This window comes from Pseudomonas sp. GW823-FHT06B06, assembly GCF_058795195.1.
The window spans coordinates 1-13,230 of record NZ_JBXAHO010000077.1; the positions used below are offsets into that span (position 1 = coordinate 1).

The window sequence follows — 13,230 nt, forward strand, 5'->3', positions numbered from 1 at the left end:
GGCTCAACTAATGCGTCGTCAGCGGAACGCGGAGCGTCCCTGGCGGCATTCCCACGCAGAGCGTGGGAACGATCAATCAACAGGCTCAGGGCCCGAGGGGACTCTTGATTAGCTGCCCACCGCAATAGGCCTTAAATAATCAGTGCGCCCCAGCAGCCTTGTTCAAATCACTCTCAGCCCATTCGGTATAAACACAGGCATCGGCAGTCGCCCAGCGCACACGCACCGGATCCTCCGCCTTCATGGGCATGCCCGCCGCGGAAAGCGCCTTGACGGTCATCGACGTACCGCCCGAAGTCACCACGCTGCACGTCTGGCTTTCCCCCAGGAAAAGCACTTCCACCACCTTGGCCGTCACTTCATTCCAACCGGCGGCCAACGGCTCCTGAGCGGCTTGCTCGAGACTCAAGGCCAGCGCCTTTTCCGGTCGCACCATCAACAGTACGTCCTGGTTGGTTTGCAGGCCGGCTGTCAGGCGGATCGACAGCGACTGCCCCTCAAACGTTGCCACGGCGTTGCCCTGGGCCTTGAGCTTGAGGAAGTTCGAGTTACCAAGGAACGAGGCGACAAAGGCATTCGGCGGATTCTGGTACAGGTCGTAACCGCTGCCCAGGCCGACGATCTTGCCATGGCTGAAGATGGCGATGCGCTGGGACAGGCGCATGGCTTCTTCCTGGTCGTGGGTCACGTAGACGATGGTGATGCCCAGGCGCCGATGCAGCTGGCGCAGTTCGTCCTGCAAATCTTCACGCAGTTTCTTGTCCAGTGCGCCCAGCGGTTCATCCATCAGCAGGATGCGTGGCTCGTAGACCAGCGCCCGGGCGATGGCGACCCGTTGCTGCTGGCCGCCGGAGAGTTGCGAAGGGCGGCGATGGGCGAATTGCTCAAGCTGCACCAGCTTGAGCATCGCATCGACCCGGCGATCACGCTCGGCCGGGGCCAGTTTGCGGATGGCCAGCGGGAAGGCAATGTTGTCGCGCACCGACAGGTGCGGGAACAGCGAGTAGCGCTGGAACACCATACCGATGTCACGCTTGTGCGGCGGCACATTGACCAGTGACTGGCCGTTGACCAGGATCTCGCCGCTGCTCGGGGTTTCGAAACCGGCGAGCATCGACAGCGTAGTACTTTTTCCCGAGCCGCTGGAGCCGAGGAAGGTCAGGAATTCACCGTCCTTGATGTCCAGCGAGATGTCGTCCACGGCAGCAAAGTCGCCGTAGTATTTATTCAAGTTGCGCAGGCTCACCAGGGGCTTGTCATTTTGCTGCGCGGTATCTTTGATCACTGCACTCATGTCGTACTCCTGCGCGCTCAGGCGCTGATTTCATTGCGCCGGCGCAGTGCGGCGGCGATCACCATGACCAATACCGAGAGGCCGATCAGCAGCGTCGAGGCGACGGCGATCACGGGCGTCAGGTCCTGGCGCAGGGTGGTCCACATTTTCACGGGGAGGGTTTGCAGGGTCGGGCTTGCCATCATCACGCTCAGCACCACTTCATCCCACGAGACAAGGAAGGCGAAGAGGGCGCCGGCCACCATGCCCGGGCGAATCGCCGGGAAGGTCACCTTGAATACCGCTTGCAGGCGCGAGGCGCCGCAAATCACTGCGGCATCCTCGATCGACTGGTCGAACAGCTTCAGCGAGTTGATGATCGAGATGATGGTGAACGGCAACGCGACGATGACGTGGCTGACCACGAACGCGAACATGGTTCCGGTGTAGCCCAGTTTCAGGAACAACGCGTACACCGCGACCGCAATGATCACCAGCGGCACGATCATCGGCAGGGTAAACAGGCCGTAGAGCATTTCCCGGCCCGGAAAGCGCCCGCGTACCAGGGCGAAAGCGGTCGGCAGGCCCAGGGCCACGGCAAAGAACGTGGTCAGTACCGCGACCTTGAGGCTGGCCATGGCCGCGTTCATCCAGTCGGCATTGGAGAAGAACTGGCCGTACCATTTGAGCGTCCAGCCCGGTGGTGGGAACACCAGCCACTGGGATGAGCCGAATGACAGCAGGACGATGAACACGATCGGTAGCAACAGGAACAGCCCGATCAGCCCGGTGGTGGCGTACAGGCCAAGGCGCATCCGGCGGCTCATGGCATTGGGGGTCAGGAGCATGACGGCTTACCTCGCGTTGCTGGCGCCAACCGGGGATTCCGGCTGAAGCTTCAGGTAGAAGTAGAACAGCACCAGCGTGATGACGATCAGCAACGCGGCACCGGCGCTGGCCAGGCCCCAGTTGAGGAACGACTGCACCTGCTGGATGATGAACTCGGGCAGCATCATGTTCTGCGCACCGCCCAGCAGGGCCGGGGTGACGTAGTAACCGAGCGACATCACGAACACCATCAAGCCACCGGAGAACAGCCCCGGCCGGCACAGCGGCAGGAATACCCGGAAGAAGTTGGTCCACGGACTGGCCCCGCAGATCGAACCGGCCTGCAGGATCATCGGGTCGATGGCCTGCATGGTCGCCTGCAGCGGCAGCACGATGAACGGGATCATGATGTAGCTCATGCCGATCACCACGCCGGTGAGGTTATGCACCATCTCCAGCGGCTGATCGATGATGCCCATGGCCATCAACGCCTTGTTGATCACCCCGGAGGCTTGCAGCAACACCAGCCAGGAATAGGTGCGGGCGAGCAGGCTGGTCCACATCGACAACAGCACGATGTTCAGGATCCAGCGACCCCAGCCACGGGGCACCAACGTGATCGCCCAAGCCAGCGGGAAACCCAATAGCAGGCTGAACAACGTCACCAGTCCGGCCACCGAGAAGGTGTTGAGCAAGACACGGGCATACGCCGAGTTGGCGAACAACTGCTCGTAGTTGCCCAGCCCCGGAGTCGGTTCCAGCACGCCGCGTAGCAGCAAGCCGATCAGTGGTGCGAGGAAGAACAGGCCGAGGAACAGCAGGGCGGGGATCAGGTTGCTCGATCCGCGCCAGCGTTGCGCCAGGGTCGGGGTTTGCGTCATCGCAGCCGTCTTGCCGGCAGCGCCGGAGGCGCTCCCGACCGGCGTGGATGGACGGGACGCGGTTACCGTCATTTTCATTTGACCAGCCATTCGTTCCACCGTGTCGCGATAGCAGGACCGTTCTTGGCCCAGTACGCGAAATCAAGAGTGATTTGATCCTTGGCGTAGGCAGTCGGCAGGTTGGGCGCCAGGGTCGAGTCCAGGCGCGCCACGCTGTCGACGTTGACCGGGGCGTAGGCGGTCAGGTTGGAGAAGTCGGCCTGGCCTTTGGCGCTGCTGGCATTGGCCAGGAACTTCATCGCCGCGTCCTTGTTCTTCGAACCCTTTGGAATGACCAGGATGTCGGCCATGACCAGGTTCTGTTTCCAGCTCACGCCAACCGGCGCACCGTCTTCTTGGAGGGCATGAATGCGGCCGTTCCAGAACTGGCCCATGCTCGCTTCACCGGAGGCCAGCAGCTGTTGCGACTGAGCGCCGCCGCCCCACCAGACGATGTCTTTCTTGATGGTGTCGAGCTTCTTGAAGGCGCGGTCCAGGTCCAGCGGATAGAGCTTGTCGGCGGCGACGCCATCGGCCAGCAGCGCCAGCTCCAGCACGCCAGGACTTGGCCATTTATACAGGGCGCGTTTGCCGGGGTAGGTCTTGGTGTCGAACAGCGCGGACCAGTCCTGGGGTTTGTTGGCACCCAACTTGCCTTCGTTGTAGCCGAGGACGAAGGAGAAGAAGAACGAGCCGACGCCGTGATCGGAGACGAATCGCGGGTCGATCTTGTCGCGATCGATGACTTTGAAATCGAGGGGTTCGAGCAGGCCTTCGGAGGCCGCGCGCAAGGCGAAGTCAGCTTCGACGTCGACCACGTCCCACTGCACGTTGCCGCTTTCGACCATGGCCTTGAGCTTGCCGTAGTCGGTGGGGCCATCCTGGACCACGGTGATGCCGCTGGCCTTGCTGAACGGATCGGCCCAAGCCTGCTTCTGTGCATCCTGGGTGCTACCGCCCCAGCTGACGAAGTTGACGCTTTCAGCAGCCGTTGCCACATGACTGACCGTGGCCAACAAGCCTGCGAACAGTACTGCGGATGCACGTTTGTTCAACACCATTTTCACGCCCTCATTTGTTGTGTTTTTGAGCGGGCTTGGTAATGCCCGCCTATCGGGAGCAGTAGGTCCATCTGGCCTTGAAAGGCGACCGTGCCAAGGGCTGTTGTGAGTGCTTTCCCTCGCGGGTGCGCTTGGCTAAAACGTCCGGTCTATGGAATATCATATTATGGTATTCCAAACTTTGTGCAAGCACTTTGCCTTACCGGCTATCAGCCAAAAATGCATTTTTTTCGAGCTGCGGGGCGTACCCGGTACCGCGCAAACATCGCAATCCTTGTGGGAGCGAGCCTGCTCGCGAAGAGGGCGTGTCAGTTGACACACATGTTGCCGGGTACATCGCCTTCGCGAGCAGGCTCGCTCCCACAGGGGACTACACAAATCCGAGGATCACTGGGTGAACGGGATGCTTTCCACCACTTCCAGGTCATACCCGGTCAAACCTGCATATTTCAGCGGCGGCCCCAGATGCCTCAGCTTGCCCACGCCGAGGTTCTGCAGGATCTGCGCACCGGTGCCGACTTCCGAATAGATCCGCGACTGCGAACGGCTGAACTGCCGCGGCGCCTGGGTCAATTGCGGCACCCGCTCCAGCAACGCTTGCGACGATTCGTGGTTGGCCAGGACCACCACGACGCCGCGACCTTCCTCAGCCACTCGCTGCAAAGCCGCCCACAACGTCCAGTTCGAAGGGCCGCTGTATTCGGCGCCGACCAGGTCACGCAACGGGTCGATGACGTGCACGCGCACCAGCGTCGCTTCCTCGCGGCGCAGATCACCCATGACCATTGCCATGTGGACACCGCCTTCGATGCGATCCTCAAAGGTGATCAGACGAAAGGTGCCATGCACCGTCGGCAGCTCGCGCTCGCCGATGCGCACCACCGTGTGCTCGGTACTTAAACGATAGTGGATCAGGTCGGCGATGGTGCCGATCTTGATTCCGTGTTTTCGCGCGAACACTTCCAGGTCCGGGCGGCGGGCCATGGTGCCGTCATCGTTCATCACTTCGACGATCACCGAGGCGGGGGTAAAACCGGCCAGGCGCGCCAGGTCGCAACCGGCTTCGGTATGGCCGGCGCGGGTCAATACGCCACCCTCCCGGGCACGCAGGGGGAAGATGTGGCCGGGCTGCACGATATCGGCGGCACTCGCGCCATGGGCAACGGCAGCGGCCACGGTACGCGCGCGGTCGGCGGCGGAGATGCCGGTGGTCACGCCAACAGCCGCTTCGATCGATACGGTGAACGCGGTACTGAACACGCTGCCATTGCTGGGCACCATCTGCTCGAGGCCCAAGCGCTGGCAATGCTCGTCGGTCAAGGTCAGGCAGATCAGGCCGCGCGCTTCACGGGCCATGAAGCTGATGGCTTCGGCGCTGCAGCGGTCGGCGGCCAGCAGCAGGTCGCCTTCATTTTCCCGGTCCTCGTCGTCCACCAGGAGCACCATCTTGCCTTGGCGGTAGTCTTCGATGATTTCTTCGATGCTGTTGAAGGCCATTTGGGGATTCTCGATGTTTGATGGAGATATATTGTGGTATACCATAATACAACACAAGCAGAGAGGTCACTATGAAGGCGTACTGGATTGCTCACGTGGATATCACCGACCCCGATCAATACAGCCAATACACCCAGCGGGCACCGCAGGCGTTTGCCCAATACGGTGGTCGGATAATGGCGCGTGGGGGGCGCAGCGAAGCGATGGAAGGTCGGTCGACGCCGCAACGCAGCGTGGTGATTGAATTTGATTCCTACGAACAGGCGCTGGCCTGCTATCGATCCGATCTGTATCAGGAGGCGAAAGGGCACCGCGAAGGCGTGGCGAAGGCAGAGGTGATCATTGTCGAAGGAATCGCCCCGGCATAACCCTGTAGGAGCTGCCGCAGGCTGCGATCTTTTGATCTTGATCTTGATCTTGATCTTCGGGCAGCCTTCAGGGCGCCAAAGATCAAAAGATCGCAGCCTGCGGCAGCTCCTACAGTGATTGTGTCGCGTTCTGTCAGCGAATGAAGTGAATCTTGCCGCTATCGTCGTTGCCGATGTAGATCCCGTAGACCCCGGCCTGCCGCTCCTCGATGTAGCGTTCGAGAATCTGCCGGATTGCCGGGTAGTAGATGCTGTCCCAGGGAATGTCCTCGGGCGCGAAGAATTTGTAGTCGAGGGTTTCCGGTCCGTACTGCCCGGTGATCTCCAGCGCGATGGCGCGGAAGATGATGTACACCTCGCAGATTGTAGGCACGCTGAAGATCGAGTAGGGCGAGAGGATTTCCGCGCGCACGCCGCTCTCTTCCCAGACCTCGCGCAACGCCGCCTGCTCGGTGGTCTCACCACCTTCCATGAAGCCCGCCGGCAAGGTCCAGGTGCCGGGGCGCGGAGGGATTGCGCGTTGGCAAAGCAAGTACTTGCCGTCCTGCTCGATGATGCAGCCGGCAATGATTTTCGGATTGACGTAGTGGATGTAGCCGCAGCCGCGGCACATCAGGCGCTCGTGCGTATCGCCCGGTGGCAACTGTGACTTGAGGTCATTGCTGCCGCACCTTGGACAATAGCTCGGGCTGAACATGATCAACGACCTATGCGGGGTTCTTTGAGGGCGATGGGCTGGGTGATCTCGGGGATCGCCCCGGTTTCTTCCTGCTTGCGCTTGAGGTAATCGAGGGCGACGGTGGCGGCGGCCCGAACGTGGTCGACGCAAGCCTGGTGGGCGGCCAGGGGATCGCCGCTCTTGATCGCTTCGACCATGCGTTCCATTTCCTGGTTGCTGGCGCCGCGACGGTTCTGCTGGGACACCGAAGTCGCGCGCAGGTAGCTGATGCGCGCCTGCAGCTGACGCAACTGGGTCGCGGCGACATGGTTGCCAGAGCCTTCGAGCAGGACGTCGTAGAAACCTTGCACGGAGTCGATGACCTGTTGCAGTTCGCCTTCCTTCAAGGCCTGGCGGTTTTCTTCCAGGGCCTTTTCCAGGGCCTTGATGTCCTTGGCCTTGGCACGCAGGGTGAACAGTTGAACGATCAGGCCTTCCAGTACGCAACGCAGCTCATAGATATCGACGGCATCGGCCAGCGTGATGATCGCTACCCGAGGGCCCTTGGCATCGGCGAACTCCACCAGGCCTTCGGATTCAAGGTGACGCAGCGCTTCGCGCACCGAAGTGCGGCTCACGCCCAGGCGATCGCACAGATCGCGTTCGACCAGTCGATCTCCCGGCAGAAGCTGGAAGTTCATGATGGCGCTTCGCAGTTTATCCAGCACGATTTCGCGCAGGGTAACGGGGTTGCGATTGACCTTGAAGCTGTCGTCGAGTGGCAGGCGTTTCATGGGGTCCGCTCTGAATGTGGCTGTCCATGCAAAAAGAGCACTTTGATCGTAATAATCCTAGTGCTCGTTCAGTCAGATAGCCAAGGGTTAACTGGAGGCCTCGGCATCGGCTTCGGCGAACGCTTCACGGGCGAGCCGGAAACTGTCCACGGCCGCGGGGACACCGCAATAAATACCGACCTGAAGCAGAATTTCGCGTATTTGTTCACGACTCAGCCCGTTACGCAAGGCACCACGCACGTGCAGCTTGAGTTCGTGAGGCCGATTGAGGGCCGAAATCATCGCCAAGTTTATCATGCTGCGCTCTTTAAGCGACAAACCCTCACGCCCCCACACGTGGCCCCAGCAGTACTCGGTGACCATTTCCTGCAGGGGGCGGGTGAAGTCATCGGCGTTTTCGATGGAGCGGTTCACATAGGCTTCGCCCAGCACCTGGGTGCGGATCTTCAAGCCTTTTTCGTACTTTTCGTTACTCACTTCAGAGCCCGCCCATTAGTGTGTATTTGAGTTCCAGATAATCCTCGATGCCGTACTTGGAGCCTTCACGACCCAGGCCCGAGGATTTGATCCCGCCAAACGGCGCGACTTCGGTGGAAATCAGTCCTTCGTTGATCCCGACCATGCCGTATTCCAGCGCCTCACTCATGCGCCAGGCGCGGCCCAGGTCGCGGGTGTAGCAGTAGGCAGCGAGGCCGAATTCGGTGTCGTTGGCCATCTGCACGGCCTGCGCCTCGCTGGTGAAACGAAACACCGCGGCGAGAGGGCCGAAGGTCTCATCCCGGGCAACTTTCATCTGAGTGGTGATGCCGGCCAATACCGTAGGCTGGAAAAAGCCGTGGCCCAGCGCATGACGTTCGCCGCCGCAAACCAACCGGGCACCTTGCGCCAGTGCGTCCTGCACATGGTCTTCAACCTTGGCCACGGCGCGCTCGTTAATCAGCGGACCCTGTGTGACCCCGTCAGCGAAACCGCTGCCCACCTTGAGCTGCGACACCCGCTCGGCCAGGCGCGCAACAAAGGCGTCGTGTATGCCGTCTTGCACCAGGAAGCGATTGACGCAGACACAGGTTTGGCCGGCGTTGCGAAACTTGGCAATCAGCGCGCCTTCTACCGCACGCTCAAGGTCGGCATCGTCGAAGACAATGAACGGTGCGTTGCCGCCCAGTTCCAGCGACACTTTCTTCAGCGTCGGCGCGCACTGCGCCATCAGCAACTTGCCAATCGCCGTGGAGCCGGTGAACGATAGTTTGCGCACCAACGGGCTTGCCGTCAGCTCAGCGCCGATGGCGATGGCATTGCCGGTGATCACGTTGAAAATACCGGCAGGAATACCGGCCTGTTCGGCCAGCGCCGCCATGGCCAGCGCCGAGAATGGCGTCTCCGGTGCCGGCTTGACGATGCACGGACAACCGGCGGCCAGCGCCGGGCCGGCCTTGCGGGTGATCATCGCTGCGGGGAAGTTCCACGGCGTGATGGCCGCGACGACACCGATCGGTTCCTTGCTGACGACGATGCGCGCATCGCCCTTGTGGCTGGGAATCGTGTCGCCGTAGATGCGTTTGGCTTCTTCGGCGAACCATTCGATGAAACTGGCGGCGTAGAGGATTTCACCCTTGGCTTCGGCCAACGGTTTGCCTTGTTCTAGGGTCAGGATTTCAGCAAGGGCTTCGGCGTTTTCCAGCATCAGCGCGTGCCAGCGCTTGAGGGTGTTGCTGCGCTCCTTGGCGGTCAGGGCGCGCCAGGCCGGCCAGGCGTTGTTGGCGGCAACGATGGCTTGGCGGGCGTGCTCGGCGCCAAGGTTCGGCACGCTACCGATGAGTTCGCCGGTGGCGGGATTGAAAATGTCCTGTCGCGCCCCATCGGGCGCATCCAGCCACTGGCCATCGATGTAGGCCTGCTGGCGGAACAGTTGCGAGGCTGCTGGGCTCATGCCGGCTCCTGGAGAAACATAAAAGACCTACGCGGGCCCCTGTGGGAGCGGGCTTGCTCGCGAAAGCGGTGGGTCAGTCAATATTGATGTCAACTGACACTCGGCCTTCGCGAGCAAGCCCGCTCCCACAGGGCATTGTGTAGAGCCATCAGGCCAGGGCGGGCAGGGGGCCCAGCTTGCCTTTGTGGTAGATCATCGGCGTCACCGGTTGCTCGGGCAGGATCAGGTTCTTTACCGCGCCGACGATGATGGCGTGGTCGCCGCCATCGTATTCACGCCACAGTTCGCACTCGATGATCGCCGTGGCTTTGCGCAGCAACGGGTTGCCCAGTTCGCTCAGGTGCCACTCGATGCCATTGGCCTTATCCTTGCCCTTGCCGGCGAACGCATAGGCTTCGGTGGTCTGGTCGGCGGACAGCAAATGAATTGCGAATTGCTTGCTGTCGCGCAGGATCGGGTACGTGTCAGAGGCGTAGTTGGGGCAGAACAGCACCAGTGCCGGATCGATCGACAGCGCACTGAAGGCGCTGGCGGTGATGCCGACGATGCCGCCGTCCGGGTCCAGGGTGGTGACCACCGTGACCCCGGAAGGGAACGAGCTCATGACGTCTTTGTAAATGCCGGGTTCGATCATTTCTCAGGACTCCTAGCGCATCACAAACGGATCAGGCATCGGTGCCTGGGAAAGATTGATCCACACCGTTTTCAGCTCGGTGTAGGCCAGCACGGAATCGATGCCGCTTTCGCGTCCATAGCCACTGTTCTTGAAGCCGCCGATCGGCGCCATGGCCGACACGGCGCGGTAGGTATTGACCCAGATGATCCCCGAACGCACGTCCCGGGCCAGGCGATGGGCACGGCCCAGGTCGCGGGTCCAGATGCCGGCGGCGAGTCCGAACTGCGAGTCGTTGGCAATCGCCAGGGCTTCGGCTTCGTCCTTGAAACGGATGACCGAGGCCACCGGACCAAAGACTTCTTCCTGCATGATCCTCATCGAGTTGCGGTCGCATTCGAACAGGGTCGGCTCATAGAACCAGCCTTCGCCCAGGTTCTGCACACGCTTGCCACCGAGGCGCAAACGCGCACCTTCGGCAATGGCATCCGCCACCAGGCCTTCCACCACGGCCAGTTGCTGGGCAGTGGCCATCGGGCCCATTTCACTGCTGTCTTCCTGCGGGTTGCCGATGCGGATGCGCTGGGCGCGTTCCACCAGGCGAGCGACGAATTCGTCGTAGATTTCGTCCTGCACCAACAGACGCGAACCCGACACACAGCTTTGCCCGGACGCGGCATAGATCCCGGCGATGGCGCCGTTGATCGCGCTGTCGAGGTCGGCGTCGGCGAAAATGATGTTCGGCGATTTGCCGCCCAGTTCCAGGGACAATTTCGCGAAGTTCTCGGCACTGCTGCGCACCACATGCCGGGCCGTGGCCGCGCCGCCGGTGAAGGCGATCTTGCGTACCAGCGGATGGCGGGTCAGGGCGGCGCCGGTGCTCGGGCCGTAACCGGTGACGACATTGACCACTCCCGGTGGAATCCCGGCTTCCAGCGCCAGGCGCGCCAGTTCCAGAATGGTCGCCGAGGCGTGTTCGGACGGCTTGATCACGATGGTATTGCCTGCCGCGAGGGCCGGCGCCAGTTTGATCGCGGTCAGGTACAGCGGACTGTTCCACGGAATGATCGCGGCGACCACGCCCATGGCTTCGTGCACGGTGTAGGCAAACAGGTCCGGCTTGTCGAGGGGCAGGGTGCCGCCTTCGAGTTTGTCGGCCAGGCCTGCGGTGTAGTGGAAGAACTCCGGCAAATAGCCGACCTGGCCGCGGGTCTCGCGGATCAGCTTGCCGTTGTCGCGGCTTTCCAGCTGCGCCAGTTGTTCCTTGTTTTCCGCGATCAGGTCGCCCAGGCGCCGCAGCAACTTGCCGCGTGCGGTGGCGGTCAGACCGCGCCAGGCCGGGCTGTCGAAGGCGCTCTGCGCCGCCTGTACGGCGCGCTCGACGTCGGCTTCGTCGGCATCGGGCAATTCGGCCCAAGGTTCGGCCAGGGCTGGATTGAGGCTTTCAAAAGTCTTGCCGGACAGGGCATCGACCCATTCACCGCCGATGCACATCTGGAAGCGTGAGAGAGTCATGCAACGATCCCCTTAATCTGGTTTGGTCGGGCGTGCGCCGTGTCGAGGAACTCCAGCAACAGCTGGTTGACCAGGCGCGGCGATTCTACGGGCATCATATGCCGCTGCTCGCCGAGTACGGCAACCTTGGCGCCGAGAATGCGCCCGGCCAGTTGCTCGGCCATTTCCGGGGTCGACCCCGGATCGAGTTCGCCGGTAGCGACCAGCGTCGGCACCTGGATGCTGGCCAGGTCATCGGCGCGGTACATGTCCTGGGTGGCGAACAATTCATAAGTAGTCAGGTAGCCCTGCGGATCATTCTGCGCGAGCGTCTGGCGCAAAGCGGCGATCTGCGCCGGATTGGCTGCCTGGTATTCGCGGCTGAACCAGCGCGACAGTGCGGCTTCGGCGTTGGCATCCGGCCCGTGTTCGGCCGCCTGGGCTGTGCGGGCGATGACACCGGCGCGTTGCTCGGCGGTGCGATTGAACACACTGTTGAGCACCACAAGGCTCTGCAGGCGCTGCGGGTAATGCAGGGCAAAAGCCCGCGCCACCAGGCCGCCCATGGAGAAACCGATCACTGCCGCCTTGGGCAATTGCAAATGATCGAGCAGCTCCAGCAACTGGTCGGCGTAACCGAGCAGCGGCGTGCCGCTTTCCGGACGCGGGCTGGCGCCATGACCGAGCATGTCGTAGGCGATCACGCGGTATTGGGTGGCCAGGCCAACGATCTGGCCGCCCCACATTTCTTTGTTCAGGCCCACGCCGTGGATCAAGACCACGGGCTGGCCTTGGCCGGTCGCCAGGTAACTGGTGCCAGCCGGGGTGCGTTCAGCGGTGAGCCGAATCATGGAGCGCTCCTGCATACCTTTTTGTTGTAGTGACCGACCGGCTTACTGGGCTTTTTCGGCGGCCAGTTCTTCCAGGTCGATGTAGCGATTGCCGATGCGTGGGTGCAGGCGGCCGCCATCGGCGCAACCCAGGACCACGACGATTTCGTCGGCACGCGGCGCGTCTTCGATCTGCATTTCCAGGGTGATGTAGTGCGAACGCAGGCCTTCGTCGTCCTTGTGCATCATCGGGATCTGGATGGAGGTGCCCGGGCCGCCGCGCTTGTTGGTGAAGCTCAGGTAGCTCTTGGCTTTCACCGCTTCGCGGTAGTGGTTGCCGAAACGCAGGGTGTGGATCACTGCGGAGGCGTGTTCGATTTCACCGTCGGCGCCGACCACGGCGGCCTTGCCGTACGCTTCGATTTTCTCGGCACCGCCGATGATGCCCACCAAGCGCTCGACCATCAGCGCGCCGAGGTCGGAGCAGTTGGCGCGGATCTGCGGCTTGAGGTCTTCAACGAAGCCGTTGCCCACCCAAGGGTTCTTCATCACCACGGCCAGCCCGACCATGGTCACGGGCTTGTCGGTGGCCTTGCCGCCTTCAATGAAGGTTTCTTCGACATAGCTGACGATCTTGCGGATTTCGAAACTCATGAGCTGCTCCGTATCAGGGTGAAAAAGTGTCTGTGCGTATGATGGTATACCATAATACTGGATGCGCAATACCCTGAAAGGAGTTTCTGGTCGGATGGTGATGAAAACTGTAGGAGCGAGGCTTACCCGTGAAGGCGGCCTGACAGCCGACCTGTGTTTGGTTGACTGCGGACAGACCAGCAATCCGGTCGGCTGTCAGGGAGTACATATCCATTGCTGCGATAACGGCCTCCTATGGTTTCGCTTTTACAGCGACTCCCTTTTTCAAACACCAAAAAGGAAGCAAAAGGCTTTGCCCCACCACTTGGTG

The 13,230-nt window shown here is 61.6% G+C and carries 15 protein-coding genes; 2 read left to right on the forward strand and 13 right to left on the reverse strand.

The annotated features are described in order from the left end of the window. Window positions 1–139: 139 nt before the first annotated feature. The 5 genes from AC1Q8Q_RS31630 to ribBA all read right to left on the reverse strand — a co-directional run bounded on the left by AC1Q8Q_RS31630 (window position 140) and on the right by ribBA (window position 5,579). The gene (locus tag AC1Q8Q_RS31630; protein WP_492615949.1) at window positions 140–1,294 is read right to left on the reverse strand and encodes an ABC transporter ATP-binding protein; all 1,155 of its coding nucleotides are present in this window, start codon (window positions 1,292–1,294) and stop codon (window positions 140–142) included. Between the two features lie 17 nt (window positions 1,295–1,311). Continuing rightward, on the reverse strand, window positions 1,312–2,121 hold the full coding sequence (locus AC1Q8Q_RS31635) for an ABC transporter permease (protein ID WP_008059566.1): 810 nt from the start codon (window positions 2,119–2,121) through the stop codon (window positions 1,312–1,314). Window positions 2,122–2,127: 6 nt separating this feature from the next. Then, window positions 2,128–3,060, reverse strand: a complete 933-nt coding sequence (locus tag AC1Q8Q_RS31640; protein ID WP_492615950.1) for an ABC transporter permease — start codon at window positions 3,058–3,060, stop codon at window positions 2,128–2,130. After that, complete coding sequence (locus tag AC1Q8Q_RS31645) at window positions 3,057–4,082, reverse strand: ABC transporter substrate-binding protein (RefSeq protein WP_168757885.1); 1,026 nt, start codon at window positions 4,080–4,082, stop codon at window positions 3,057–3,059. Before AC1Q8Q_RS31645 ends, AC1Q8Q_RS31640 begins: the two co-directional genes overlap by 4 nt. 387 nt (window positions 4,083–4,469) lie before the next feature. Next, window positions 4,470–5,579 carry a bifunctional 3,4-dihydroxy-2-butanone-4-phosphate synthase/GTP cyclohydrolase II gene (ribBA, locus tag AC1Q8Q_RS31650; protein WP_020800938.1) on the reverse strand — a complete coding sequence of 370 codons (1,110 nt, stop codon included), beginning with the start codon at window positions 5,577–5,579 and terminating at the stop codon, window positions 4,470–4,472. A 71-nt stretch (window positions 5,580–5,650) separates the two neighbouring features. On the opposite strand from ribBA, the gene AC1Q8Q_RS31655 reads away from it, so the two are divergent. Then, window positions 5,651–5,947 (forward strand): DUF1330 domain-containing protein, encoded by a 297-nt coding sequence (locus tag AC1Q8Q_RS31655; RefSeq protein ID WP_033045521.1) that lies wholly within the window; start codon window positions 5,651–5,653, stop codon window positions 5,945–5,947. A gap of 133 nt (window positions 5,948–6,080) precedes the next feature. On the opposite strand, the gene AC1Q8Q_RS31660 is transcribed toward AC1Q8Q_RS31655, so the two are convergent. From AC1Q8Q_RS31660 to AC1Q8Q_RS31695, 8 genes are all read right to left on the reverse strand, one after another. Continuing rightward, window positions 6,081–6,644, reverse strand: a complete 564-nt coding sequence (locus AC1Q8Q_RS31660; RefSeq protein WP_033043500.1) for an NUDIX hydrolase — start codon at window positions 6,642–6,644, stop codon at window positions 6,081–6,083. Window positions 6,645–6,646: 2 nt separating this feature from the next. Continuing rightward, window positions 6,647–7,399, reverse strand: a complete 753-nt coding sequence (locus AC1Q8Q_RS31665; RefSeq protein ID WP_046817510.1) for a GntR family transcriptional regulator — start codon at window positions 7,397–7,399, stop codon at window positions 6,647–6,649. A gap of 87 nt (window positions 7,400–7,486) precedes the next feature. Next, complete coding sequence (locus AC1Q8Q_RS31670) at window positions 7,487–7,876, reverse strand: carboxymuconolactone decarboxylase family protein (protein WP_008059553.1); 390 nt, start codon at window positions 7,874–7,876, stop codon at window positions 7,487–7,489. A gap of 1 nt (window position 7,877) precedes the next feature. Then, window positions 7,878–9,329, reverse strand: coding sequence for an NAD-dependent succinate-semialdehyde dehydrogenase (locus AC1Q8Q_RS31675; protein WP_168757887.1), 1,452 nt, complete (start codon window positions 9,327–9,329; stop codon window positions 7,878–7,880). A 148-nt stretch (window positions 9,330–9,477) separates the two neighbouring features. Further along, entirely contained in the window at window positions 9,478–9,963 is a 486-nt protein-coding gene (locus AC1Q8Q_RS31680; RefSeq protein ID WP_168757888.1) for a flavin reductase family protein, read from the reverse strand. A gap of 12 nt (window positions 9,964–9,975) precedes the next feature. Continuing rightward, complete coding sequence (locus AC1Q8Q_RS31685; RefSeq protein ID WP_168757889.1) at window positions 9,976–11,457, reverse strand: aldehyde dehydrogenase; 1,482 nt, start codon at window positions 11,455–11,457, stop codon at window positions 9,976–9,978. Then, the gene (locus tag AC1Q8Q_RS31690) at window positions 11,454–12,287 is read right to left on the reverse strand and encodes an alpha/beta fold hydrolase (RefSeq protein WP_492615951.1); all 834 of its coding nucleotides are present in this window, start codon (window positions 12,285–12,287) and stop codon (window positions 11,454–11,456) included. Before AC1Q8Q_RS31690 ends, AC1Q8Q_RS31685 begins: the two co-directional genes overlap by 4 nt. 42 nt (window positions 12,288–12,329) lie before the next feature. Next, window positions 12,330–12,920, reverse strand: a complete 591-nt coding sequence (locus AC1Q8Q_RS31695) for an amino acid synthesis family protein (RefSeq protein ID WP_003225712.1) — start codon at window positions 12,918–12,920, stop codon at window positions 12,330–12,332. A gap of 94 nt (window positions 12,921–13,014) precedes the next feature. Between AC1Q8Q_RS31695 and AC1Q8Q_RS31700 the strand changes: the two genes are divergently transcribed. Then, window positions 13,015–13,230 (forward strand): hypothetical protein (locus tag AC1Q8Q_RS31700; RefSeq protein WP_492615952.1); only part of this gene is annotated, 216 nt, incomplete at its 3' end.

Coding starts and splice junctions, on each gene's coding strand:
- AC1Q8Q_RS31690 (WP_492615951.1), bottom strand. CDS start 12,287: ATGATTCGGCTCACCGCTGAACGCACCCCGGCTGGCACCAGTTACCTG.
- AC1Q8Q_RS31665 (WP_046817510.1), bottom strand. CDS start 7,399: ATGAAACGCCTGCCACTCGACGACAGCTTCAAGGTCAATCGCAACCCC.
- AC1Q8Q_RS31645 (WP_168757885.1), bottom strand. CDS start 4,082: ATGGTGTTGAACAAACGTGCATCCGCAGTACTGTTCGCAGGCTTGTTG.
- AC1Q8Q_RS31630 (WP_492615949.1), bottom strand. CDS start 1,294: ATGAGTGCAGTGATCAAAGATACCGCGCAGCAAAATGACAAGCCCCTG.
- AC1Q8Q_RS31675 (WP_168757887.1), bottom strand. CDS start 9,329: ATGAGCCCAGCAGCCTCGCAACTGTTCCGCCAGCAGGCCTACATCGAT.
- AC1Q8Q_RS31635 (WP_008059566.1), bottom strand. CDS start 2,121: ATGCTCCTGACCCCCAATGCCATGAGCCGCCGGATGCGCCTTGGCCTG.
- AC1Q8Q_RS31695 (WP_003225712.1), bottom strand. CDS start 12,920: ATGAGTTTCGAAATCCGCAAGATCGTCAGCTATGTCGAAGAAACCTTC.
- AC1Q8Q_RS31660 (WP_033043500.1), bottom strand. CDS start 6,644: ATGTTCAGCCCGAGCTATTGTCCAAGGTGCGGCAGCAATGACCTCAAG.
- AC1Q8Q_RS31640 (WP_492615950.1), bottom strand. CDS start 3,060: ATGAAAATGACGGTAACCGCGTCCCGTCCATCCACGCCGGTCGGGAGC.
- AC1Q8Q_RS31685 (WP_168757889.1), bottom strand. CDS start 11,457: ATGACTCTCTCACGCTTCCAGATGTGCATCGGCGGTGAATGGGTCGAT.
- AC1Q8Q_RS31680 (WP_168757888.1), bottom strand. CDS start 9,963: ATGATCGAACCCGGCATTTACAAAGACGTCATGAGCTCGTTCCCTTCC.
- AC1Q8Q_RS31655 (WP_033045521.1), top strand. CDS start 5,651: ATGAAGGCGTACTGGATTGCTCACGTGGATATCACCGACCCCGATCAA.
- ribBA (WP_020800938.1), bottom strand. CDS start 5,579: ATGGCCTTCAACAGCATCGAAGAAATCATCGAAGACTACCGCCAAGGC.